Raw genomic sequence first — 24,050 nt, 5'->3', positions numbered from 1 at the left:
TAAATGTAAACCACATTTACCTCTAAACTTAGCACAAAATATGGGTTCGCGGGGTGGGGAGGAACAAATGTCGGCATAACCTGGAGAAATACCGACATTTTACCGGGGTTATCGTTTCAGCGGCGTGGGTTTCACGCCCTTACCCGCGTTTTTCCAGACTCTGTTGCAGGGAACCTGCCGGGGCATGTGAGTTAATGCCGAGATAACGTACGTCGTCAACGGCCCAGCACTGACCTTCCTGGATCATTAGCACTTCGTCCTGCCAGCTTTGGCTACCCTGTTTTAAATCGACGCGCAGAGGGATATTGCGGGCATCGTGGTTAGGGATAGTGGAAGCGCTGGCTACGCTGGCGCTATCGGCCGGGGTTGTGGAGCTGGAGAACAGGTTCGACTGCAGCACCGCGCTGCGGGACGGGTCCTGACGGGCATCATTTAGCAGTTTGGCCAGATCGTCGCTGAGATAAGGGCGCAGGGCCGTCAGGTCGTTATTACTATGCTGGATTTGATAATCGTAGAATTTCTGCGCCACGTCATCCGGTCCGCCTTCGATACAGGCACCGCTGCGGGTACCGTTATCCTTATAGGCGGGGGTGACGGTGGTACAGGCACTCAGCGCGAGCGCGCACGGGATAATAAAAGCAACGAGTTTGTAGCGCATGATGATTTCCTTATAAGCTCACTACGTTATTAGTTTCTGTTCAAGCATAGCGTACTGGCCCCGGAATGCGCTTGACTCTTAGAGCTCAGACAATACATTTTTCGCTAAAATGTATTTTTGAACATTCCCGGTCCAGGGGCGATGTTATTCATTATCTCCGGTCAGTCAGCGTTCTATTTTCGGCCAGACAATCTATTTTTCACGTAAAAGTAAATTTATCTATCTGGTCAAATGCTAAATAAACTTTCCCGATATTGTCTATATTTAGCGTAAATAGAGGCAGACAGACTAACGAGTTTATTCATGTTAAATAACTTCATTGCAAATGTTAAGGCCAGACTGTGGTCGAAATTTTTACCCCAATTTGTTGAAAAAAACGATCGGACGGGCGCACCCTATGACTACTATGCGGTCTATTTTTCCGATGTCAGCAGGCAGCGTTTTCAGCTAACTGGTTTTAATGGCCGTGACATCGATGTCGAGAGTTTATCGGCATCGGCGGGAGATGTTCCGCGCAAGGTTCAATTTCCCGTTTCCCGCCTGCTTGAGATGGACAATGAGATTGTTAGCCATAAAAAATATGGCAAGATTTCTTTCAGCTCTATTTTTTCATATGCCATTAATCATTATCTGCACTTTCTTGATATTAAAACCTTCTTCTTAAGAGGAAAGGGCAGTCTGGTTTCTACCTTCTTCAGAGAGCGCGAGCTTAAAAGCCAGGAGCGCGTATTATTATTGCGATTAATCGTGAATGAGTTCGTGAAGCGCCGCCCGTCAAGCCCTGCCGCGGGCATCACCCTGGATGAAGTGATTGAACTTCTCTACGGCAGACTGTGGTACAAACATATTCGCAATGAACAATTTCAATATAAAATCATGTTGCTGATTGAGTCCCTTGTCCTTTCGGGCGATCTGGCGGTAGAACATGGTCGTTATATCGTGCAGGGTAATGCTATCGCCACCCTGGTTGAGTATGAAAAAGAAGAGCGCCGCTCGCAGCAGCAGGAGAAGATTCAGCGCAATATGGTGCGTCTGATGCTGATTATTACCGCGGCAACGGTATTGATTACGCTGGCATTACTTGGGCTGGCTGGCGTGATTGATTTACATAAAATATGGCAGGATATTTTGCAGATTAAGCCGGTGCGTGTCTTATTCAAACTGATTTAACACCCGAAATATATCGCCCGATGCCGCGGTATATCGGGCGATATGGTGGATCAGAACTGGTAGCTATAGTTCATGCTGGCAAACCACAGGTAGGGATGATCGTAATCGCCGGCGACAATGTCCGGCGTTTTTACATGCCCTGACTGCATATGCAGATACGAGACCGCGACGCCAATATTGCTGGCTGGCGTTAGCTGGTATTGCGCACCGGTGGCAAAGCGCCACTCGTCACCCGTCGGCATCGACAGGGCAACATCACTTTGTGAATTATATACCGTGCTGTCGAAGCCCACGCCGGCATTCAGGCGCCACTGCTCGGTTGGCCGATACTGAACGCCCAGCGCAGTGTGCCAGGAGTCTTTCAGCCGGTTCTGTTTATCACTCTCCCGGCCTGCGACGGTAATTTGCGGGCTGCCAAACTGGCTCCAGTCCTGCCAGCCGAGGTCGCCCATTACCGACCACTGTTTATTGATGTCATGCACAAGGCTCAGCATAATTTGCTGGGGAGCACGCACCTGTGCCGAAATTGGCAGGTCATAAGAGGTATTCGGCAGATTGGGCAGACGCGCTTTACCATCGATATTAAAGTCGTAATCGGTCTTGCTGTTCCAGGTTATCCCGGCGCGGGTTTGTTCCGTTAACTGCATTAGCAGCCCCAGTCGGTAGCTCATGGCCCAGTCGTAGTCTTTATCTTTTTGATCGCTACCCTCGACGTTGCGCGTCAGACTTAAATAGCCATAGTTCAGGTTGGCAGAGGCGCCGATAGAGAGACGATCGTTAAGCTTATATGCCAGGGATGGGCTCAGCGTCATGGCAACCATGGTGCTTTTTTTGATAAGTCTGTCGCCCGCCCAGTTACCAAAATCGATACCTAAGCCGTAGTTACCGTATAAACCCAGGCCAGCATACAGGTTATCATTGATTTTTTGGCTATAGAAACCGCTGGCGTTAGGAAACAAATTCATGACGTTTCCAGGGCTGCTTCGACCGTTTTCATCTTTTAATTGATAGGATATATCGCCGCCCATAACCTGCATTCCCCCGGTAAACATATGATCCGGCAGGCGGGTCATCCCCGCAGGGTTAGTGACGATAGTGGATGCATCTTGCGCACGTGCCGCCTGGCCGGCTCCTGCCAGACCGATATCTTCGGTACCGATTTCGTAAAAATAGAGCGCGCTCGCATGCGCCACGCTGGAACAGATCAACCCAGAGATAATCAATGCGACTTTTTTCATTTGCCACCTGCAATGTTGTAAATTTTAGTCTCGTTTTTATGCCCGATAAGTATAGTCAACACCCCTGCGACAGGATGGGTTTCTGTTTTAAAATATAATTGCGTTGCATTATATAAGAAGGGTTTTGCAGATATTTAAAACATACTGGCCTGGGTTTGAGAGTGCTAATCGCGCGCTGGCCGCTATTTGATAGTTAAATGAGGGGGCTGTAAATATAAATGCTATCTAAAAATAAACCTTGCCATAAATACAAAAGGGATATTATTGCCAGCTGGCGATAATATCCCTTCAGAAATTCAAACTAATTACTTTTTCTTATAAATATTGGCAGTGACATGAAGCTTCTTATCAGTGTTACCTGAAGACAGAACGACAACATCAGCGCCTTTTTCGTCAGCTTTCTTGATCAGCTCTGCACGCGCATCGCTTGGAGCGGTCTGGCCTGTAGAGGAAATGGTACCCAATTTATGATACTGGGTGTGCACTTTCGCGAAATCTTCTTTGGATAAAATTTCCGCAGAAAATGCGTTTGCGGTTAAAAACAATGCTGCACCTGCCACTAAAGCTGCATATTTCATATTTTTTAATCTCCATTGTTTAACTTGCTATCATCATGCTCTTGTTTTAACTAACCAATGAGCGGCACCAGATTGAATCAAGTGAATTTTTTTTTCAAGCTAAATACTACAAAATTATGACCTCTAACTCGTGAACTCATAAGGAAAAGATGATTCCAGGGCTATGATTTGTCGCGTCATTTCTCTGGAGGGCAGTTAAGAGTCTACTTAATCTCATTTTAAACCGTGGTTAGTATAAATTTATCTTATGTAATATCGGTTCAGAGATTCAAAAGCGGCATCAGCAGACACCGCTGTGTTGATGGTTTATCATAAGTCAAGCCGCTTTTTGAACGGCTTAGGTTGTTTATATAAAGGATCTGACTGATGGTTCGACTCACCGTACGCCGGGAGATTGCCTCCCGATGAAACGTTCTGGACTTATCGCGCTCTTGCTGCTGCTACTGGCCGGCTGTAGTGCAGAAAAGGGGATTATCGACCGAGACGGCTATCAGCTCGATACTCGTCATCCGGCGCAGGCGGCCTACCCGCGGGTGAAAATATTAGTCATTCACTATACCGCCGATGATTTTGACGTTTCCCTCGCGACCTTAACGGACAATCAGGTCAGTTCTCACTACCTGATCCCCCAACAGCCGCCGCTGTATCAGGGCAAACCGCGGATCTGGCAGCTGGTGCCTGAAGAGGACCTGGCCTGGCATGCGGGGATTAGCTTTTGGCGCGGCAGTACGCGCATTAACGACACATCTATCGGAATTGAGCTTGAGAACCGCGGCTGGCAGAAGAGCGCGGGCGTGAAAAGCTTTACGCCGTTCAATCCGGCGCAGATTAATGCGCTTATTCCATTGGCAAAAGATATTATTGCCCGTTACCACATCGCACCGCAAAACGTGGTTGCTCATGCGGATATTGCCCCACAGCGTAAGGACGATCCCGGGCCGTTATTTCCGTGGCGGCAGCTGGCAGAGCAGGGTATTGGCGCGTGGCCAGATGCCGGTCGGGTGGCATTTTATCTGAACGGCCGGCCGTCGTACCAACCGGTTGATAGTGCGGCGTTGTTGGATACGCTCTCCCGCTATGGCTATCAGGTGACGCCGGAGATGACCCCGGCACAGCAAAAACGAGTGATTATGGCTTTTCAGATGCATTTCCGCCCGGCGCGCTGGGATGGCGTCGCCGATGCCGAAACTCAGGCCATCGCAGATGCGCTGCTGGAGAAGTATGGCCAGGGATAATCTGCGGCTAGCGGTGTAATTTCCCGTGGTCTTTCAGCCAGGCGGCGGTGCGAACGATCCCGTCATCCAACGTGACCACGGGCTGATAACCGAGCTCTTCTTGCGCGCGGGAAATATCGAGGGTGAAGTCAAAGTTCAGCTTGGAAACACCGTAGTGGGTAAACGCGGGTTCTTTGGCAGACTTATTGCCAAAATGCTCCATGCTGCGGGCGATAATATCCAACATCGGGTAGGGCACTGAGCGGATCCGACATTTAATGCCCAGCTCATCAATCAGCTTCTGCACGATGCTGCTTAGCGTACGTGGTTCGCCGTTGGTAATGTTCCAGGCGCGGCCGGAGGGCAAACTATCGCACTGCGGCTGGCTGGCAAGCCACATCGCGTGCACCGCATTTTCATAGTAGGTCATATCAACCAGCGCGCTGCCGCCGCGCGGCAGCAGGACGCTGCCGTAGTGCTGCATCATCTGCGCGAGGCGAGGAATAAATACTTTATCATGGGCGCCGAACAGACTTTGCGGACGCAGAATGGTGAAGCGGGTGTTGGGATTTGCCTGCGCCAGCAGATGAATCACCTCTTCACTGGCTGCCTTGCTGCGGGCAAATTCGTTGGCGAAACGCTGCGGGCGGAAATCTTCTTGCACTGCACGATGATGATGATAATCAAAATAGAGCGAAGGGGAGGAGATATGAACGAAATTACGCACGCCCCAGGCAACGGCCCACTCCCCAAGGCGGCGGGTCGCCCGGACGTTGGCGAGGTCGAAAGCCTGCTGCGTCCCCCACGGAGAGGTAAAGCTTGAACAGTGCCACAGGGTATCAATACCGGCGAGCATGACTTTGGCCTGCGAAGAAACCAGCTCGGTTAAATCAGCCGGCACAAACTCAGCGCCCATTTTGCTCAGAAGCTTGCCCATCGCTTCATTGCGCCCGGTCGCTCTGACGCTGATGCCTTGATTACGCAGATATTCCACCGCGTTGCGGCCTAATCCGCTGGTCGCACCGGTAACCAGTACCTTCATATCAACCTACTGTCCCAGAAAAGAATTTCGTGCGCATTTTTCCGTGATTCTCCTCATGATGCAATGAGAATGATGAAAGAATGCCACACATACTGCCTATTTGCCTGTGATTTGTTCGGCCAGCCGGGCGATGCGTCGCGCCATGCCGCGAAAGATAAACAGATGGGCGGGGATCATCAACAGCCAGTAAAACAGCCCCGGCATACCGTGAGGATGCCACCAGGCACGGACATCCAGCTCGCGGTGGTCGCCTTTATCGCGCAGCGTAAAACTCAGACGCCCAAGGCCCGGCGCCTTCATGCCGAATAGTAAGGTTAGCTGCTTTTCCGGCTCAACGATAATAACCTTCCAGCTGTCCACCGTATCTCCGGTTTGCAGGTCGGCGCGATCAGGGCGACCTTTTGCCAGCCGGTGGCCGACCAGCAGATCCATCGCGCCGCGGATCCGCCACAAAATATTGCCAAAAAAGTAGCCCTCTTTGCCGCCGATTTGATTGATCACCTGCCAGATAGCCGCCGCGCTAGCTGGAGTGCTAACCGTGCAGCCGGCCTGTTTGGGAAAGTAGCCGTACTCCGGGCGCCAGCGGGAAAAGGCCTGGGCATCGTAGCCCCAGTCGCTGGAATTCGCGAGCTGCTCTTCGTCCTTCAGCGTGCGGCGCACGGCTTCATCAAAGGAGATTAATGTCTGGGGGATCAGCGCGCGCAAAGCGCGATCGTCGGCGATCAGATCGTGTTTCAGGCCCTGAATCAATGCCCGGGCGATAGTGGGGGGCACGGAGGTAATCACGTTGAGAAACCACACCGAGATCCAGCGGGTCGGAAACGGGATTGGGATTAACAGGCGATGTTTGCCGCTGACCGCCATAAAGCGGGTGAACTGCTGTTGGTAGCTGAGTATTTCTGGTCCGGCAGCTTCCAGTACGCGATGAACGCTTGTCGGATGGTGGAGCAGCTGCACCAGATAATAGAGGAGGTTTTCCAGATCGATCGGCGTGGTTCGCGAACGTACCCAGCGCGGTGGCGTCAAAACCGGCAGGTTATAGACCATATCGCGCATGACTTCGAAAGCGGCGGAGCCGGCGCCGATGATAATTCCCGCCCGCAGTTCGGTGACCGGCACGGCGGATTCCCGCAAAATATCGGCGGTGATTTGCCTGGCGCGCAGGTGATCCGACTGTTCTGCTTCCGGCGCCTGCAGGGAGCTGAGAAAAATCAGCTGGCGAACCGGGGTTGCGAGCAGCGCATCGCGAACGTTGACCGCTACCCGGCGCTCGTGAGCAATAAAGTCGCCGCCTTCTCCCATTCCGTGAACCAGATAATAAACGGTATCCACCTGCGCCAGCAGGGCAGAAAGCCCCTGTGGCTGATTCAGGTCGAGCGAATGACAGCTGACGCCAGGCAGATTGAGCTTTTGCAGTCTGTCGACATGGCGTGCCGCCGCCAGCACCGGGTAGCCTTGTTCGCTTAACGTCTGCACCAGATGCTGGCCGATATAGCCGCTGGCGCCGAGCACCAGAATTCGTTGCGACACGCCGGGCTCCTTAGCGCTGCAAAAATGCCTGCCAGTGGCCGACAACATCCGCCAGCTGCTGGCGGCTGACATCCAGATGGGTGACCAGGCGCACGATCGGCGACGCGTTGATCAGCACACCGCGTTGCTGCATAAATGCGCCCAGCGCCTCAGCGTGCTCTTCCCCCACGCGAACAAACAACATGTTGGTATCATGGCGGGTCACATCGGCGCCAATTGCGCTGAGCTGTTCGGCCATCCACGCGGCATTGTCATGGTCCTCTTTTAACCGCTGGACGTTGTTTTGCAGGGCATACAGGCCTGCGGCTGCCAGAATACCGGCCTGGCGCATACCGCCGCCGACCATTTTCCGCCAGCGGGTGGCACGACGGATGTACTCATGGCTACCAACCAGCAACGAGCCGACCGGCGTGCCCAGACCTTTGGAAAGACAGATGGTGAAGGAATCGCAATACTGGGCGATATCACGCAGTTCGCAGCCGTATTCGACGACCGCATTGAAGATCCGAGCCCCGTCAACGTGTAGCGCCAGATTGCGCTGGCGGGTAAATTGCCAGGCTTCTTTGAGATAGTCGCGCGGCAGGACTTTACCATTGTGGGTGTTTTCGAGGCTCAGCAGGCGAGTCGGAGCAAAGTGAATATCGTCAGGTTTAATTTTGGCTGCGACTTTATCCAGCGGCAAGGTACCGTCTGCGGCGGCGTCTATTGGCTGCGGTTGAATACTGCCCAGTACCGCTGCGCCGCCGGCTTCATACAGATAATTATGCGCGCCCTGGCCGACGATATACTCTTCGCCGCGCTGGCAGTGGCTCAGCAGGCCGACCAGGTTGGCCTGGGTGCCGGTCGGTAAGAACAGCGCCGCTTCTTTGCCCGCCAGTTCAGCGGCGTAGCGCTGGAGTTCATTCACCGTCGGGTCGTCACCATAAACGTCGTCTCCGACCGGTGCGGCCATCATCGCCTCCAGCATGGCGTGTCCTGGGCGTGTCACGGTATCACTACGTAAATCTATCACGGCATTTCCTTCTGGGTACATCATCCTGCAGGCGGTTGCTGTGACGGCACCGTTTTTGACCCCCGACGACAGAATAGTCATTGTCGTCGGGGATTCTCGGCGTGCCACATCACGGCATCAGGCATGATTTCAGGTATAAACTAAAAGAATGTTTTACCTGAGCCAGTTGGTTTTCGCCAGTTCGATTACCTCATCCCCGCGTCCGCTGATGATGGCGCGCAGCATATACAGGCTAAATCCTTTGGCCTGCTCCAGTTTGATCTGCGGCGGAATGGCCAGCTCCTCTTTAGCCACCACAACATCAACCAACACCGGGCCATCGGTGCTAAAGGCAGTGCGTAATGCCTCATCGACCTCGCTGGCTTTTTCGACGCGGATCCCGGTGATCCCGCAAGCTTCGGCTATGCGGGCGAAATTCGTGTCATGCAATTCGGTACCGTCGGTCAGATAGCCCCCGGCTTTCATTTCCATCGCCACGAAGCCGAGAACGCTGTTGTTAAAGATGACAATTTTCACCGGTAGCTTCATCTGTGCCAACGAGAGGAAGTCGCCCATTAGCATACTGAAGCCGCCGTCGCCGCACATCGCCACCACCTGACGCTCCGGAGCTGTTGCCTTGGCACCAATCGCCTGCGGCATCGCGTTGGCCATTGAGCCGTGGTTAAACGACCCGAGCAGGCGACGCTTGCCGTTCATTTTCAGGTAGCGGGCGGCCCAGACGGTGGGGGTTCCGACATCGCAGGTGAAAATTGCATCATCAGCGGCAAAATGACTGATCTGCTGCGCCAGATACTGCGGATGAATCACTTTGTCGCCGGGTTTCGCCAGATCGTCGAGGCCTTTGCGCGCTTCGCGATAGTGTTCAAGGGCTTTATCAAGAAACGCGCGATCGGTTTTTTCTTCCAGATGTGGCATCAGTGCGGCAAGCGTGGATTTAATATCACCAACCAGCGCCATATCGACTTTGCTGTGGGCACCGATGCTGCCGGGGTTGATATCAATCTGGATAATTTTTGCATCGGTGGGATAGAAGGGCCGATAGGGGAACTGCGTACCGAGAAGCAGCAGGGTATCGGCATTCATCATGGTATGGAAGCCTGAAGAAAAGCCAATCAGCCCGGTCATCCCGACATCATAGGGGTTGTCATACTCAACGTGTTCTTTGCCGCGCAGAGCGTGGACAATTGGGGCTTTTAATTTCGCGGCAAACTCGACCAGCTCCGCGTGCGCACCGGCGCAGCCGCTGCCGCATAGCATGGCGATGTTGTTGGAATAGCGCAGCACCTGCGCCAGCTTGCGGATCTCTTCTTCCGGCGGCGTGACCGTCGGCAGCGGTGCGGCGTACCAGTGAGTACTGGCGTTATCCGGCGCTGCTTTCAGCGCCACATCTCCGGGTAGCACCACCACCGATACACCACGGTTAATGACCGCTTTACGCATGGCTATCGCCAGCACCTGCGGGATCTGCTCCGGCGTGGAAACCAGCTCGCAATAGTGGCTGCATTCGCGGAACAGCTCCTGCGGATGGGTTTCCTGAAAATAGCCGCTGCCGATTTCACTGGAAGGGATATGGGCCGCGATGGCCACCACGGGAACGTGGTTACGATGGCAGTCAAAAAGGCCGTTAATCAGATGGAGGTTACCCGGGCCACACGAGCCTGCGCAAACCGCCAGTTCTCCGGTCAGCTGCGCCTCGGCGCCTGCCGCAAAGGCTGCAACCTCTTCATGTCGGGTGGGCATCCAGGCAATGGTGCCCATTCGGTTCAGGCTATCGCTCAGTCCATTGAGGGAATCGCCGGTGACGCCCCATATGCGTTTTACGCCGGCCTGTTCAAGAGTTTTTGCTATGTACGCCGCCACGGTTTGTTTCATGGTTCTCCATCTCCTTTTTGTGATAACGCTTACAAGCTTAGATGAATCTGACCGTTCCGCCCGCCGTTCCCCCTCATTTTCTGCTGGTTTTATTGATCGAAAATACCGCATATTCTGTCCACACACGAAGCGGTAAACAGGAATCATTTCAGATGGTTAAATCACTGTTAAATGTTGTAAATAAAATGCTGTCACATGACGATTTCGGCAAACTCTTGTTACGACTTGCGGTGGGAGGGCTGATGCTGTTTCACGGGCTGCATAAGCTCTTTGCTGGCGTGGACGGTATTAGCGGCATGCTGGTGGCCAAAGGATTACCGGGTTTTATCGCTTATGGCGTGCTGGTGGGAGAGGTGGTTGCGCCTTGCCTGCTGATTCTGGGGATTCTTACCCGACCGTCAGCGCTAGTGCTGGCGTTTACCATGATTGTGGCGTGGATGATGGTGGGGATGGGCGAAACCGGGTCGCTGGATAAAACCGGGGCTTGGGCGATTGAGAGCCTGGTCTACTTCTTTGTTAGTGCCTTGGCGATTGCCTGTCTCGGGGCCGGGCGTTTTACCGTGGCGGGAAATTCGGTCTGGCGGTAAAAAATTGCCGGAGAGGGGCGTAAACGCCTTATCCGGCCTACAGCGGCTCGCGTAGGCCGGATAAGCACAGCGCCATCCGGCAATGTCGGGTTAAGCCAGTACCAGATCGCTCTGCGGATGGCAGGAGCAGGCCAGCACGTAGCCGTCAGCAATTTCCGCATCGGTCAGCGTCATGGTGCTGCTGACCGTGTAATCGCCGGAAACCACTTTGGTTTTACAGCAGCCGCAGACGCCTGCACGGCAGGCGACGGTGACCGGGACCTGGTTGCTTTCTAGCGCATCCAGCAGCGTGGTGCCGACCGGCGCATAAAACGCTTTTGCCGGCTGCAGTTTGGTGAACTTCAGTCCATCGGTGGCGGCTTGCGCAACCGGGGTAAAGAACTTCTCTTTATAGAAGCGCGTCACGCCAAGCGCGGCCACTTCCCGTTCAACCCAGTCCATATAAGGCGCGGGTCCACAGGTCATTACCGTGCGAGAGGCCAGGTCCGGCACACTTTTCAATAACTCGGTGGTCAAACGCCCGGCAACAAAGCCGTGGCTGGCATTATTTTCTGCCACCATAGTGACCGGGTACTGACGCCACTCATCGGCGAAAATGACGTCCTGAGGTGAGCGGATACTGAAAATCACCTGCACATCGGCCTGCGGACGATATTTTGCCAACCAGCGGCGCATCGACATAATTGGCGTAACGCCACAGCCGGCAGCCAGCAGCAGAAACTTGTCTTCTACCTTATCCTCGCAGGTGAAATCACCCATTGCGTCAGACAGCCAGAGGTAATCGCCGCGTTTAATATCGCGGGTCAGCCACTGTGAGCCTGCGCCCTCGTCAATCCGGCGAACGGTCAGCGTAATGTATTCGCTGACCCCCGGAGTTGAGGAGAGAGTATAGGCACGTAGCGTGTCCGCCGAATGACGAATGCTCACCAGTGCATACTGCCCGGCGCGGTACGGATAATAATCGTGACACAGCAACGAAATTGTCCAGACATCCGGTGTTTCCTGATGGAGGTGATGAACCTGCATCCGCCACGGGCACTGATGGGTTGGCATGGTCATACTCTTTACTCCTCAGGCGCTCAGCAGCTGCTGCATGTCTTGTTCTACGGTCGTCACTGAGCGCAGGCCAAACTTCTCATTGAGAATGGCCAGCAGGTCCGGCGTGAAGAAGCCTGGTGCAGTCGGGCCGGTCACGATGTTCTTCACACCCAGCGAGAGCAGGGTCAGTAAAATAACAATCGCTTTCTGTTCAAACCAGGAAAGCACCAGAGACAGCGGGAGATCGTTGACGCCGCAGCCCAGTTTTTCTGCCAGGGTGACCGCCAGGATAATTGCTGAATAGGCATCGTTGCACTGACCGGCATCCACCAGACGCGGCAAACCTTCAATATCGCCGAAGTCCAGTTTGTTAAAGCGATATTTACCGCAGGCCAGCGTCAGGATCAGGCAGTCATCCGGCACGCTGGTGGCGAAATCAGTGAAGTAGTTACGTTCACCGCGTGCGCCGTCGCAGCCGCCAACCAGGAAGATATGGCGCAGTTTTTCGCGGCTGACCAGATCAATCAGGGTATCCGCGGCGCCCAGCAGCGTCTGGCGACCGAAGCCGACGGTGATCAGATGCGGAATTTCGCTGTACGGGAAGCCCGCCATCTGCTGCGCCTGAGCGATTACCGGGGCAAAGTCCTCACCTTCAAGGTGATTGACGCCCGGCCAGCCAACGATGCTGCGAGTCCAGATGCGGTCATCATAGGCGCCAACGGTTGGGTCGATAATGCAGTTAGAGGTCATCACGACAGGTCCCGGGAAGCGGGCAAATTCGACCTGCTGATTCTGCCAGCCGCTGCCGTAGTTACCGATCAGATGTTTGAATTTACGCAGTTCCGGATAACCGTGCGCCGGGAGCATTTCACCGTGGGTATAAACGTTCACGCCGGTGCCTTCGGTTTGCTCCAGCAGGCTGTAAAGGTCTTTCAGGTCATGACCGGAAATCAGGATGCACTTACCTTCGGTGGCTTTCACGTTGACCTGAGTCGGCGTCGGGTGACCGTATTTGGTGGTTTCACCGGCGTCCAGAATGCTCATCACTTTGAAGTTCATCTGACCGATTTCCATTGAACACTCAAGCAGAGCGTTCAGATCGGCAGGCCAGGTGCCGAGCCAGGCCATGATGTTGTGGTACTGCGCGTAGATATCATTGTCGTACTGACCCAGAACGTGCGCATGCTCCATATAAGCCGCTGCGCCTTTCAGGCCATACAGGCAAAGCAGGCGCAGGCCAAGAATATTCTCGCCGATAGCTGCTTTGTCTTTGTTAGGGGTAAATTCCGCTGCCTGGCGCTGCAGGTCGCCCAGATCGTCGCTTACCAGCTGCAGGTCAGCCATTGGGTTATCGACGCTGGCGGTGGCATCAATGCTCAGGCACTGCGCTTTCAACGCTTCGCGCATCGCGATGGCATCACGCGCATAGCCAACGATCCGTGGGGAATCGAAGTTAACGTTAGTTAGCGTGGAGAAAAATGCACGCGGGGCAAAATTATCAACGTCATGATTGATAATGCCGTATTCACGGGCTTTTACCGCCCATGCGGACAGACCTTGTAGGGAAGCAATCAGCAGATCCTGGAGGTCGGAGGTTTCAGCCGTTTTACCGCACATACCCTGCGCGTAAGAACAGCCGTTCCCTGCCGGAGTACGGATGGTTTGTTCACATTGCACACAAAACATGGTCACACCTTTTAAAGTTATATTTTAAATACATGTTTAAGGTTATGCCTGCAAAAGAAGAGATAAAAGGTATTTCTGATACAATTTAAAGGGAGATTGATTTAGCGCAAATTTGGCTGCGGCAGTCTACCGCCACGGGGGTAGACATCCAGTGCCCAGGCGAAAGAAGGGACGATTCCCCGGGGGCGCGACGAACGCCGTCGCCGGGGAGAGTGCGAAGGGTCTGACGTGACTCAGGCCGAGAAGAAGGCCATGAGTATCGGCACCAGAAGGCTCAGGATAAAACCGTGAACGATGGCGGCGGGCACGATCTCTACGCCGGCGGAACGTTGTAATACCGGTAGCGTAAAGTCCATTGAGGTCGCACCGCAAAGCCCTAATGCCGTGGATCGGCTGCGACGAACCAGCCCGGGAATCAGCATAATGGCCAGCAGCTCGCGGGAAAGATCGTTAAAGAACGCGGCGCTGCCGATAACCGGCCCAAAGGATTCGGTCATCAGGATCCCTGAGAGTGAATACCAGCCGAACCCGGAGGCCATTGCCAGGCCGGTTTTCAGCGGCAGGTCGAGAATAAAGGCGTTAATCACGCCACCGATTAATGAGCTGACGGTAACGACCACCGCGACAATCATACCGCGACGGTTTAGCACTATTTGGCGTAAGGTCATTCCGTTATTACGCAGCTGAATACCGATCAGGAACAGCAGGAAGATCAGCGTATATTCGCTTGCCTCGGTGGCATGCTGCAAAAATGATAAACCGCTCAGACCGATCAGAAAACCAATAAGCACCACGCCGCACAGCTGGAGGGATTCCATTGCCATCGCGACACGGGAAGGTAATTTCTCCTGCCGGTGCTGGTGGCGCCACGGCATTTTCTGTTCGAGCCACATTAATGCGGCAATATTGCACAGCAGAATAACAATCACGCTGACCACGGCATAATGAAGAATGGACAGCAGGTTGCTGGATAAATTGTCGAGGAAGGCGAGACTAATCCCCATGAAAAAGAGGATGACGTAGACAATCCAGCTCAACAGTCGCGCAATAAGTTTCAGTGCTGAAGGGTGACGCAAAGGAATAAGGTAGCCGACGACCAACGGCAGCAGAATGATTAATAATCCCGAAAACATGAACGATCTGGTCCTTGCAGAATGAGGTGAGCGCCACTGACACTACCCAAATCAGAGAACCGAGTAAAGCTGTGCCTAAAAAGAAAGGCCCGGCAATGCCAGGCCTTTTGTGAAGCCAGATAAATGATTAATCGCGTTTTTCCAGCAGAGTGCGATACAGCACGCCACCGAGGATCCCGCCGATAATAGGCATAACCCAGAATAACCACAGCTGCTGCAGTGCCCAGCCGCCCTGGAAAATCGCCACGGCGGTGCTTCGTGCCGGGTTAACAGAGGTATTGGTGACCGGGATGCTGATCAGGTGGATTAAGGTCAGCGCCAGGCCAATCGCAATCGGGGCAAAGCCAGCCGGTGCGTTTTTATCGGTTGCGCCATGAATCACCAGCAGGAAGCCGCAGGTCAGGACAATTTCAATAACAATGGCAGACAGCATGGAGTAGCCGCCCGGTGAATGTTCGCCAAAGCCGTTAGAGGCAAAGCCGCTGGCAGCGGCATCAAAGCCGGCTTTACCGCTGGCAACCACGTACAGAACGGCAGCCGCAATAATACCGCCAACAACCTGGGCGATAATATAGCCAATCACGTCTTTCGCCGGGAAACGGCCGCCGGCCCACAGACCTAAAGTGACCGCCGGGTTGAAGTGCCCACCGGAAATATGACCGACGGCAAATGCCATGGTTAATACAGTTAAACCGAAGGCCAGAGCCACACCGGCAAACCCAATTCCCAGCTCCGGGAAGGCCGCGGCGAGCACTGCGCTACCGCACCCACCGAACACCAGCCAGAATGTACCAAAGCATTCCGCTGCTAATTTTCTGAACATAACCACCTCAAAATAATAATGTAAACGAGCACGAATTCTCGTGCCGATCTTTATTTATCGACGTAAAGGATGAAGATAAAAATAAAGCGTCGCTATTCTATGAACAATCGTCATCCCAGGGCTAGTTAAATAACCAGATGTAATTTGATTTAGGGCAATGTGATCTTAATCCTTTGACCATTGTCGATTGCAGAAAAGTGTAGAACAAAAATAATAAAAATAACCACTTTACAGAATGAATTATTTCAAAAGTGAATAGCGCGGTGAATAATCATACCCCGGTCGTATTAAAGGTATGCCTGCAGGTGCCGGCTTTGGCTGGTGGTGTCATGTTTCTTCATGTGTCGCTATACTGCTGATAATTGAAGGAGAAAGTGGCTGCTGAGCGGAGGGGATATGCATCTTGAACGGGTAGAAATCGTCGGTTTTCGCGGTATCAATCGTTTATCGTTGATGCTGGAGCAAAATAACGTTCTGATCGGCGAGAATGCATGGGGTAAATCCAGCCTGCTGGACGCGCTGACGCTACTTTTGTCGCCAGAATTTGAGCTGTACCACTTCGTTCGCGATGATTTCTGGTTTCCTCCGGGCGATGTCCAGGGTCGTGAACATCATCTGCATATCATTTTAACCTTCCGTGAGAATGAACCAGGCCATCATCGTGTCCGCCGCTTTCGTCCGCTGAGCGACTGTTGGGTACCTTGTGACGATGGTTACCAGCGCATTTTTTATCGTCTTGAAGGCGAAATGACCGATGACAACAGCGTCATGACGCTGCGCAGCTTTATCGACAGCAAGGGCGAGGCGCTGGAGCTGGAGGATATCGATGAAATGGTGCGCCACCTGGTACGGCTGATGCCGGTGTTACGCCTGCGCGATGCGCGCTTTATGCGGCGCATTCACAATGGTACCGTCCCGCACTCATCACAGGTTGAAATCACCGCCCGCCAGCTGGATTTTCTCTCCCGCGAGCTGGTTAATCACCCACAGAATTTAACCGATGGCCAGATACGCCAGGGGCTATCGGCTATGGTGCAGCTGCTGGAGCACTACTTTGCTGAGCAGAGCAGTGCGCAATCCCGTCACCGTCTTATGCGCCGCCATTCACACGATGAACAACGCAGCTGGCGTTATCTGGATATTATCAACCGGATGATAGATAAGCCCGGTGGCCGCAGCCATCGAGTGATCCTGCTTGGCCTGTTTTCAACCCTGCTTCAGGCGAAGGGGACGGTGAGGCTTGACCGGGATGCGCGGCCTCTGCTGCTGATTGAAGACCCGGAAACGCGTCTGCATCCGATTATGCTGTCGGTCGCCTGGCATTTGCTTAATTTGCTGCCGCTGCAGCGCGTCACGACCACCAATTCTGGTGAGCTCCTGTCGCTAACGCCGGTTGAACACGTGTGTCGACTGGTACGCGAATCCTCGCGCGTGTCCGCCTGGCGACTCGGGCCCGGGGGAATGAATGCAGAAGACAGCCGACGCATCGCTTTTCATATTCGTTTTAACCGCGCCTCCTCGCTGTTTGCTCGCTGCTGGCTGCTGGTGGAAGGAGAGACCGAAACCTGGGTGATTAACGAGCTGGCGCGTCAGTGCGGGCATCACTTCGATGCTGAAGGGGTGAAGGTTATCGAATTTGCACAGTCCGGGCTCAAGCCACTGATTAAATTTGCCCGCCGAATGGGGATTCAATGGCACGTGCTGGTCGACGGCGATGAAGCAGGAAAAAAATATGCGGCGACGGTTCGTGGCCTGCTCAATGATGACCGCGATCTGGAACGCGATCACCTCACCACGCTTCCGGCGCTGGACATGGAACACTTTATGTATCGTCAGGGGTTTAACGATGTTTATCATCGGGTGGCGCAGCTTCCGGCCAATGTACCGATGAATATGCGACGGGTGATAACCAAAGCGATTCATCGCTCATCGAAACCGGATCTGGCTATCGAGGTCGCGATGGAGGCCGGTCGTCGTGGCGTGGATTCGGTACCGGCGCTGCTGAAAAAAATGTTCTCCCGGGTGCTGTGGCTGGCGCGCGGTCGCGCGGATTAATGGCGGTGAAAATAAGAATGATTCAAATTCAGCGTTATGTTTTTACCATCTCCAGATAGAATCACCGCCTGGCTCTGCGAGTTAAAACATCAGGAATTTTTATGAAGCTCAATGGAAAACGCAGGAAAGTCTGGTGGCTGATGGCCATTGTCGTACTGGCTCTGGCCTTCTGGGGATGGCGGGTACTGAATGCACCGCTGCCGCAGTATCAGACATTAGTGGTGCGTAAAGGTGATTTACAGCAGAGCGTGCTGGCCACCGGTAAACTGGATGCCCTGCGAAAAGTCGATGTCGGGGCGCAGGTGAGCGGGCAGTTAAAAACGCTGCGCGTGAATATCGGCGACAAAGTCAGCAAGGATCAACTGCTGGGGGTGATAGACCCCGAGCAAGCGCAAAACCAGATCAAAGAAGTTGAGGCGACGCTGATGGAGCTGAGCGCTCAGTTGAATCAGGCGCGTGCCGAACGCCAGCTTGCGGCGGTCACTCTGACGCGCCAAAAACAGTTGGCACAACGGCAGCTGGTTTCCCGCCAGGAGCTGGATACGGCCGCCACCGATTTAGCGGTCAAAGAGGCGCAAATCGGTACCATTGAGGCGCAGATAAAGCGCAACCAGGCGACGCTGGATACCGCCAAAACCAACCTCGACTACACGCGTATTCTGGCGCCGATGTCCGGCGAAGTGACGCAAATTACCACCCTGCAGGGGCAGACGGTGATTGCCGCCCAGCAGGCGCCAAATATTCTTACTCTGGCCGACCTCAGTACGATGCTGGTCAAAGCCCAGGTCTCAGAAGCGGATGTGATTCATCTTCGTCCGGGACAAAAAGCCTGGTTTACCGTGCTTGGCGACCCGCTGACCCGCTATGAGGGAAGCCTGAAGGATATTTTACCGACCCCGGAAAAAGTCAACGACGCCATTTTTTATTACGCCCGCTTTGAAGTGCCGAATCCGCAGGGGATACTGCGCCTGGAGATGACGGCTCAGGTCCATATCCAGATGGCGGAAGTGAAAAATGTCATCACTATTCCGCTCAGCGCGCTGGGCGATGCTATCGGTGACAACCGTTACCACGTCCGTCTGCTGCGTACTGGCGAGGTTAAAGAGCGTGAAGTGACTATTGGTGCGCGCAACGATACCGACGTGGCGGTAGTGAAAGGGCTGGATGAAGGCGATGAGGTGATCATCGGCGAAAGTCACGCCGGGACGGCAAAATGACGGCATTGCTGGAACTGCGTGATATCCGTCGCAGCTACCTCTCCGGCGACGCCAGCGTGGACGTACTCAAAGGGGTGACGCTGAGTATTGCCGCCGGTGAAATGGTGGCTATTGTCGGCGCGTCAGGGTCGGGAAAATCGACGCTGATGAACATTCTCGGCTGTCTCGATAAACCGACCAGCGGTACCTATCGCGTTGCCGGGACGGATGTTTCGTTGCTCAACGGCGATGCTTTGGCCCGGCTGCGACGGGAGCATTTTGGTTTTATCTTCCAGCGCTACCATCTGCTTTCACATCTGACTGCGGTACAGAACGTCGAAGTGCCGGCGGTGTATGCGGGGACCGAGCGACGGGAGCGCCTTGCGCGAGCGCACGCATTGCTGGCGCGCCTTGGTCTTGGCGAACGGGCGGAATATCAACCTTCGCAGCTCTCCGGCGGCCAGCAGCAGCGGGTCAGTATTGCCCGCGCACTGATGAACGGCGGCGAGGTGATTCTGGCCGATGAGCCAACCGGCGCCCTGGACAGCCGCTCCGGTGAAGAGGTGATGGCTATTTTGCATCAGCTAAAATCTCAAGGGCATACGGTGATTATCGTCACCCACGATCCGCAGGTGGCAGCACAGGCAGAGCGGATCGTTGAGATCCACGACGGAGAAATCGTCAGCAACCCGCCGGCGAAAAATCCTGCGGGTGGCGGAGTATCACGGGCGTTAAGCCACGAGGAGCCTTCCGCATGGCGCCAGTTCACCAGCGGCTTTCGTGAAGCGCTGGTTATGGCCTGGCGGGCGATGGCCGCGAACAAAATGCGCACGCTGCTGACCATGCTCGGTATCATTATCGGTATCGCATCGGTGGTGTCGATTGTGGTGGTAGGCGATGCAGCGAAACAGATGGTGCTGGCGGACATTCGCGCGATTGGTACCAATACCATCGATGTTTATCCCGGTAAAGATTTCGGCGATGACGATCCCCGCTATCAGCAGGCGCTGAAATATGACGATCTGCTGGCTATCCAGAAACAGCCCTGGGTGAGTTCGGCGACGCCTGCGGTATCGAAAAGCCTGCGCCTGCGTGCGGACAACATTGATGTTGCCGCCAGCGCGGAAGGCGTTGGGCCACAGTACTTCAACGTTTATGGCATGACCTTTAGTGAAGGTAATACGTTTAACGAACTGCAGCTCAACAGCCGGGCTCAGGTAGTGGTACTGGATAGCAACGCGCGTCGCCAGCTGTTTCCACACAAAACCCGGGTCGTCGGAGAGATAATCCTCATCGGCAATATGCCCGCAACGATCGTCGGGGTGGCGGATGAGAAACAGTCGATGTTTGGCAGCAGCAAAATCCTGCGCGTCTGGCTGCCGTACTCCACCATGGCCGGAAGAGTCATGGGGCAATCATGGCTGAATTCCATCACCGTTCGCGTGCGGGAAGGGTACGAGAGTTCTGCCGCCGAACAACAGCTGCTGCGTTTGCTTGAGCTGCGCCACGGAAAAAAAGATGTTTTTACCTGGAATATGGACAGCATCTTGAAAACCGCGGAACGGACCACACATACATTACAGCTGTTTCTGACCCTGGTCGCGGTGATTGCGCTGGTGGTGGGGGGGATTGGCGTGATGAACATCATGCTGGTGTCGGTGACCGAACGAACGCGTGAAATCGGGATTCGAATGGCAGTCGGGGCGCGGGCCAGCGATGTATTACAGCAGTTTCTGATTGAGGCTGTTTTAGTCTGCCTCGTTGGCGGCGCGCTGGGCGTGACGCTATCGCTGATGATCGCCTTTATTCTGCAGCTCTTTTTGCCCGGCTGGGAGATAGGTTTTTCACCGCTGGCGCTGCTGACGGCGTTTTTATGCTCGACGCTAACCGGCGTGCTGTTTGGCTGGCTGCCGGCGCGAAATGCCGCGCGCCTCGATCCGGTGGACGCGCTGGCTCGCGAGTAGAAACAAAAAAATGCCAGTCAGAAGGACTGGCATTTTACTGGCAGGATGTACACAATGAAGCAAAAGAGTTATGCAGCCGCTTCCGCTTCTACAGGAACAATCACACTGGCGTGATTGCCTTTCGGCCCCTGGTGAACATCAAACCGAACGGCTTGTCCGGCTTTTAGCGTTCTGTAACCATCCATCTGGATGGTGGAGTAATGGGCGAAAATGTCTTCGCCTCCGCCCTCAGGGCAAATAAAACCGAACCCTTTGGCATTGTTGAACCACTTAACAGTACCCATTTCCATACTTCGACATCCTTCGTAATTCTTTATAAGTAAGATGGAATGAACCGGTAGTGGAGTGACGAGTTGTTCAAATGCTCGCCAACTCTCGCCAGTACAATTTAGAGAAATACGGAAATGCGTCAAGCAATTGACGGTAGTGGGAGGCGAAAAATGCGTCAAAATTTGAAGCAGTTAACGCTATTGCCGGGGAATGTGACAGACATCGCGGATGGAAGTAATAGATGATAGTTATCTATGATCTATTGTAGATTTGTGATGTGCATAGCCTCTGGTCATCGACAGGCCACCGCCTGTTGGCAACAGCAACCGATGATGAACACTGACGATGAGTAAGAGAGATTGGCTGGACTTCGATCAACTGGTAGAAGACGAAGTTCGTAATGAGCTTAAACCACCATCTATGTATAAAGTGATATTGCTCAATGATGACTACACTCCAATGGAGTTTGTTATTGACGTGTTACAAAAATTCTTTTCTTATGATGTAGAACGTGCAACGCAACTGATGCTGACGGTTCACTATCAAGGTAAAGCGATTTGTGGTGTATTTACCGCAGAAGTAGCGGAAACCAAAGTCGCGATGGTGAACGAATACGCGAAGGAGAACGATCATCCATTGCTGTGTACGCTAGAGAAAGCCTGAAGACAGGCGTGAAAATTGGGGGAGGTGCCTATGCTCAATCAAGAACTGGAACTCAGTTTAAATATGGCTTTCGCCAGAGCGCGCGAGCACCGTCATGAGTTCATGACCGTCGAGCACTTGCTGCTGGCGCTGCTCAGTAACCCTTCGGCCCGCGAAGCGCTTGAAGCGTGTTCCGTGGACCTGGTGGCGCTGCGTCAGGAACTTGAAGCCTTCATCGAACAGACCACACCCGTTCTTCCCGCAACGGAAGAAGAGCGTGACACCCAGCCAACGCTGAGCTTCCAGCGCGTGCTGCAACGTGCAGTCTTCCATGTACAATCCTCAGGCCGCAGCGAAGTGACCGGTGCCAATGTGCTGGTTGCCATTTTCAGCGAGCAGGAATCACAAGCGGCCTATCTGCTGCGTAAACACGAAGTGAGCCGTCTTGACGTCGTCAACTTCATCTCTCACGGTACGCGCAAAGACGAGCCGAGCCAGTCTTCCGATAACAGCGGAAGCCAGCCCAGCAATGAAGAGCAAGCAGGCGGGGAGGATCGTATGGAAAACTTCACCACCAATCTTAATCAGCTTGCTCGTGTCGGCGGGATCGATCCGTTGATCGGCCGCGAAAAAGAGCTGGAACGCGCGATTCAGGTTCTGTGTCGTCGCCGCAAAAATAACCCGCTGCTGGTGGGGGAATCCGGCGTCGGTAAAACCGCGATAGCCGAAGGGCTTGCCTGGCGGATCGTTCAGGGCGACGTGCCGGAAATTATGGCCGATTGCACCATCTACTCGCTGGATATTGGTTCCCTGCTGGCGGGCACAAAATACCGCGGCGATTTTGAAAAACGCTTCAAAGCGCTGCTTAAACAGCTTGAGCAGGACACCAACAGTATTCTGTTTATCGACGAAATCCACACCATTATCGGTGCGGGCGCGGCTTCCGGTGGCCAGGTCGATGCCGCCAACCTGATTAAACCGCTGCTCTCCAGCGGCAAGATTCGGGTGATGGGTTCCACAACCTATCAGGAATTCAGCAATATCTTCGAAAAAGACCGGGCGCTGGCTCGTCGCTTCCAGAAGATAGACATTACCGAACCTTCCGTGGAAGAGACGGTGCAGATAATCAATGGCCTGAAGCCGAAGTACGAAGCGCATCACGATGTGCGCTATACCGCGAAAGCAGTGCGTGCGGCGGTGGAGCTGGCGGTGAAATACATTAACGACCGCCATCTGCCGGACAAGGCGATTGACGTCATTGATGAGGCCGGTGCGCGGGCACGGTTAATGCCAGCCAGCAAGCGGAAGAAAACCGTGAACGTTGCGGATATCGAGTCCGTGGTGGCGCGTATTGCTCGTATTCCTGAGAAGAGCGTCTCGCAAAGCGATCGCGATACGCTGAAAAACCTCGGTGACCGCCTGAAAATGCTGGTCTTTGGTCAGGGTAAAGCGATTGAAGCCTTGACCGAGGCGATCAAGATGGCGCGTGCGGGCCTGGGTCATGAGCACAAACCCGTGGGTTCTTTCCTTTTCGCCGGGCCGACCGGGGTTGGGAAAACCGAGGTGACCGTGCAGCTGGCGAAAGCGCTGGGCATTGAACTGCTGCGTTTTGATATGTCCGAATATATGGAACGTCATACCGTCAGCCGCTTAATTGGTGCGCCTCCGGGATACGTCGGTTTCGATCAAGGGGGTCTGCTGACCGATGCGGTGATTAAGCATCCGCATGCGGTACTGCTGCTTGATGAGATTGAAAAAGCACACCCGGACGTTTTTAACCTGCTGCTGCAGGTGATGGATAACGGGACGTTGACCGACAATAACGGGCGTAAGGCGGACTTCCGCAACGTGGTGCTGGTGATGACGACCAACGCCGGCGTGCGTGAGACCGAACGTAAGTCAATTGGCCTTATCCAACAGGATAACAGCCCGGATGCGATGGATGAGATCAAGAAGATCTTTACTCCGGAATTCCGCAACCGTCTCGACAATATTATCTGGTTCGATCATCTGTCCACGACGGTTATCCATCAGGTAGTGGATAAATTTATCGTCGAGCTACAGGTTCAGCTGGATCAGAAAGGCGTCTCGCTGGAAGTGAGTCAGGAAGCGCGTGACTGGCTGGCCGAGAAAGGCTATGACCGGGCCATGGGCGCACGTCCAATGGCTCGCGTGATTCAGGACAACCTGAAGAAACCGCTGGCTAACGAGCTGCTGTTTGGTTCATTGGTGGACGGTGGTCAGGTTACCGTCGCGCTGGATAAAGAGAAGGGTGCGTTGACTTATGATTTCCAGAGTGCGCAGAAGCATAAACCGGAAACGGCGCATTAATCCCCCTCTGT

At 54.0% G+C, this 24,050-nt stretch carries 20 protein-coding genes; 8 read left to right on the top strand and 12 right to left on the bottom strand.

Features of this window, described 5'->3' with window-relative positions; all coding sequences use genetic code 11:
• Nucleotides 1-139: 139 nt before the first annotated feature.
• Entirely contained in the window at nt 140-658 is a 519-nt protein-coding gene (locus ACMYSK_RS10750; protein ID WP_434642861.1) for a lipoprotein, read from the bottom strand.
• 303 nt (nt 659-961) lie between these two features.
• Between ACMYSK_RS10750 and ACMYSK_RS10745 the strand changes: the two genes are divergently transcribed.
• Entirely contained in the window at nt 962-1,828 is an 867-nt protein-coding gene (locus ACMYSK_RS10745; protein ID WP_434642858.1) for a hypothetical protein, read from the top strand.
• 50 nt (nt 1,829-1,878) lie between these two features.
• On the opposite strand, the gene ACMYSK_RS10740 is transcribed toward ACMYSK_RS10745, so the two are convergent.
• Together ACMYSK_RS10740 and yahO are read right to left on the bottom strand one after the other, a co-directional pair.
• A complete protein-coding gene (locus ACMYSK_RS10740; protein WP_434642856.1) occupies nt 1,879-3,066 on the bottom strand; it encodes an OmpP1/FadL family transporter in 1,188 nt (395 codons plus the stop codon).
• A gap of 305 nt (nt 3,067-3,371) precedes the next feature.
• Nucleotides 3,372-3,644 (bottom strand): DUF1471 family periplasmic protein YahO, encoded by a 273-nt coding sequence (yahO, locus tag ACMYSK_RS10735; protein ID WP_434642854.1) that lies wholly within the window; start codon nt 3,642-3,644, stop codon nt 3,372-3,374.
• Nucleotides 3,645-4,048: 404 nt separating this feature from the next.
• Here yahO and ACMYSK_RS10730 point away from each other — a divergent pair, with 404 nt between their 5' ends.
• On the top strand, nt 4,049-4,879 hold the full coding sequence (locus ACMYSK_RS10730; protein WP_434642851.1) for an N-acetylmuramoyl-L-alanine amidase: 831 nt from the start codon (nt 4,049-4,051) through the stop codon (nt 4,877-4,879).
• Nucleotides 4,880-4,886: 7 nt separating this feature from the next.
• On the opposite strand, the gene ACMYSK_RS10725 is transcribed toward ACMYSK_RS10730, so the two are convergent.
• The 4 genes from ACMYSK_RS10725 to poxB all read right to left on the bottom strand — a co-directional run bounded on the left by ACMYSK_RS10725 (nt 4,887) and on the right by poxB (nt 10,314).
• Nucleotides 4,887-5,900 (bottom strand): NAD-dependent epimerase/dehydratase family protein, encoded by a 1,014-nt coding sequence (locus ACMYSK_RS10725; RefSeq protein ID WP_434642847.1) that lies wholly within the window; start codon nt 5,898-5,900, stop codon nt 4,887-4,889.
• A gap of 96 nt (nt 5,901-5,996) precedes the next feature.
• Nucleotides 5,997-7,430 carry a DUF2867 domain-containing protein gene (locus ACMYSK_RS10720; protein WP_434642844.1) on the bottom strand — a complete coding sequence of 478 codons (1,434 nt, stop codon included), beginning with the start codon at nt 7,428-7,430 and terminating at the stop codon, nt 5,997-5,999.
• 10 nt (nt 7,431-7,440) lie between these two features.
• Nucleotides 7,441-8,442: a low-specificity L-threonine aldolase gene (gene ltaE, locus ACMYSK_RS10715; protein WP_434642841.1), complete on the bottom strand. Its 1,002-nt coding sequence runs from the start codon at nt 8,440-8,442 to the stop codon at nt 7,441-7,443.
• 153 nt (nt 8,443-8,595) lie between these two features.
• Nucleotides 8,596-10,314, bottom strand: coding sequence for a ubiquinone-dependent pyruvate dehydrogenase (gene poxB, locus ACMYSK_RS10710; RefSeq protein ID WP_434642840.1), 1,719 nt, complete (start codon nt 10,312-10,314; stop codon nt 8,596-8,598).
• Nucleotides 10,315-10,466: 152 nt separating this feature from the next.
• Between poxB and ACMYSK_RS10705 the strand changes: the two genes are divergently transcribed.
• On the top strand, nt 10,467-10,901 hold the full coding sequence (locus ACMYSK_RS10705; RefSeq protein WP_434642837.1) for a DoxX family protein: 435 nt from the start codon (nt 10,467-10,469) through the stop codon (nt 10,899-10,901).
• Nucleotides 10,902-10,991: 90 nt separating this feature from the next.
• Here the strand turns inward: ACMYSK_RS10705 and hcr are convergent, their stop codons facing one another.
• The 4 genes from hcr to aqpZ form a co-directional block, all read right to left on the bottom strand.
• A complete protein-coding gene (gene hcr, locus ACMYSK_RS10700) occupies nt 10,992-11,960 on the bottom strand; it encodes an NADH oxidoreductase (RefSeq protein ID WP_434642835.1) in 969 nt (322 codons plus the stop codon).
• 12 nt (nt 11,961-11,972) lie between these two features.
• Nucleotides 11,973-13,625: a hydroxylamine reductase gene (hcp, locus tag ACMYSK_RS10695; protein WP_434642833.1), complete on the bottom strand. Its 1,653-nt coding sequence runs from the start codon at nt 13,623-13,625 to the stop codon at nt 11,973-11,975.
• Between the two features lie 233 nt (nt 13,626-13,858).
• Nucleotides 13,859-14,758 (bottom strand): lysine exporter LysO family protein, encoded by a 900-nt coding sequence (locus tag ACMYSK_RS10690; RefSeq protein ID WP_434642830.1) that lies wholly within the window; start codon nt 14,756-14,758, stop codon nt 13,859-13,861.
• Between the two features lie 127 nt (nt 14,759-14,885).
• Complete coding sequence (gene aqpZ, locus ACMYSK_RS10685; RefSeq protein WP_015367500.1) at nt 14,886-15,581, bottom strand: aquaporin Z; 696 nt, start codon at nt 15,579-15,581, stop codon at nt 14,886-14,888.
• Nucleotides 15,582-15,977: 396 nt separating this feature from the next.
• Here aqpZ and ACMYSK_RS10680 point away from each other — a divergent pair, with 396 nt between their 5' ends.
• The 3 genes from ACMYSK_RS10680 to macB all read left to right on the top strand — a co-directional run bounded on the left by ACMYSK_RS10680 (nt 15,978) and on the right by macB (nt 20,796).
• Nucleotides 15,978-17,636: an ATP-dependent endonuclease gene (locus ACMYSK_RS10680; protein WP_434642826.1), complete on the top strand. Its 1,659-nt coding sequence runs from the start codon at nt 15,978-15,980 to the stop codon at nt 17,634-17,636.
• A gap of 101 nt (nt 17,637-17,737) precedes the next feature.
• Nucleotides 17,738-18,853: a macrolide transporter subunit MacA gene (macA, locus tag ACMYSK_RS10675; RefSeq protein WP_434642824.1), complete on the top strand. Its 1,116-nt coding sequence runs from the start codon at nt 17,738-17,740 to the stop codon at nt 18,851-18,853.
• Nucleotides 18,850-20,796 carry a macrolide ABC transporter ATP-binding protein/permease MacB gene (gene macB, locus ACMYSK_RS10670; protein WP_434642821.1) on the top strand — a complete coding sequence of 649 codons (1,947 nt, stop codon included), beginning with the start codon at nt 18,850-18,852 and terminating at the stop codon, nt 20,794-20,796. The genes macA and macB overlap by 4 nt, the downstream gene beginning before the upstream one ends.
• Nucleotides 20,797-20,864: 68 nt before the next feature.
• Here the strand turns inward: macB and cspD are convergent, their stop codons facing one another.
• Complete coding sequence (gene cspD / locus ACMYSK_RS10665) at nt 20,865-21,086, bottom strand: cold shock-like protein CspD (RefSeq protein ID WP_004860015.1); 222 nt, start codon at nt 21,084-21,086, stop codon at nt 20,865-20,867.
• 325 nt (nt 21,087-21,411) lie between these two features.
• Between cspD and clpS the strand changes: the two genes are divergently transcribed.
• Nucleotides 21,412-21,729 (top strand): ATP-dependent Clp protease adapter ClpS, encoded by a 318-nt coding sequence (gene clpS / locus ACMYSK_RS10660; protein WP_434642817.1) that lies wholly within the window; start codon nt 21,412-21,414, stop codon nt 21,727-21,729.
• 30 nt (nt 21,730-21,759) lie between these two features.
• Nucleotides 21,760-24,039, top strand: a complete 2,280-nt coding sequence (gene clpA / locus ACMYSK_RS10655) for an ATP-dependent Clp protease ATP-binding subunit ClpA (protein ID WP_434642814.1) — start codon at nt 21,760-21,762, stop codon at nt 24,037-24,039.
• The last annotated feature ends 11 nt before the right edge of the window (nt 24,040-24,050 follow it).

The organism is Klebsiella sp. I138 (assembly GCF_051131765.1).
GTDB lineage: Bacteria > Pseudomonadota > Gammaproteobacteria > Enterobacterales > Enterobacteriaceae > Klebsiella.
The sequence above is the reverse complement of the archived record's forward strand: the minus strand, read 5'-3'. Positions and strand labels throughout refer to the sequence as shown.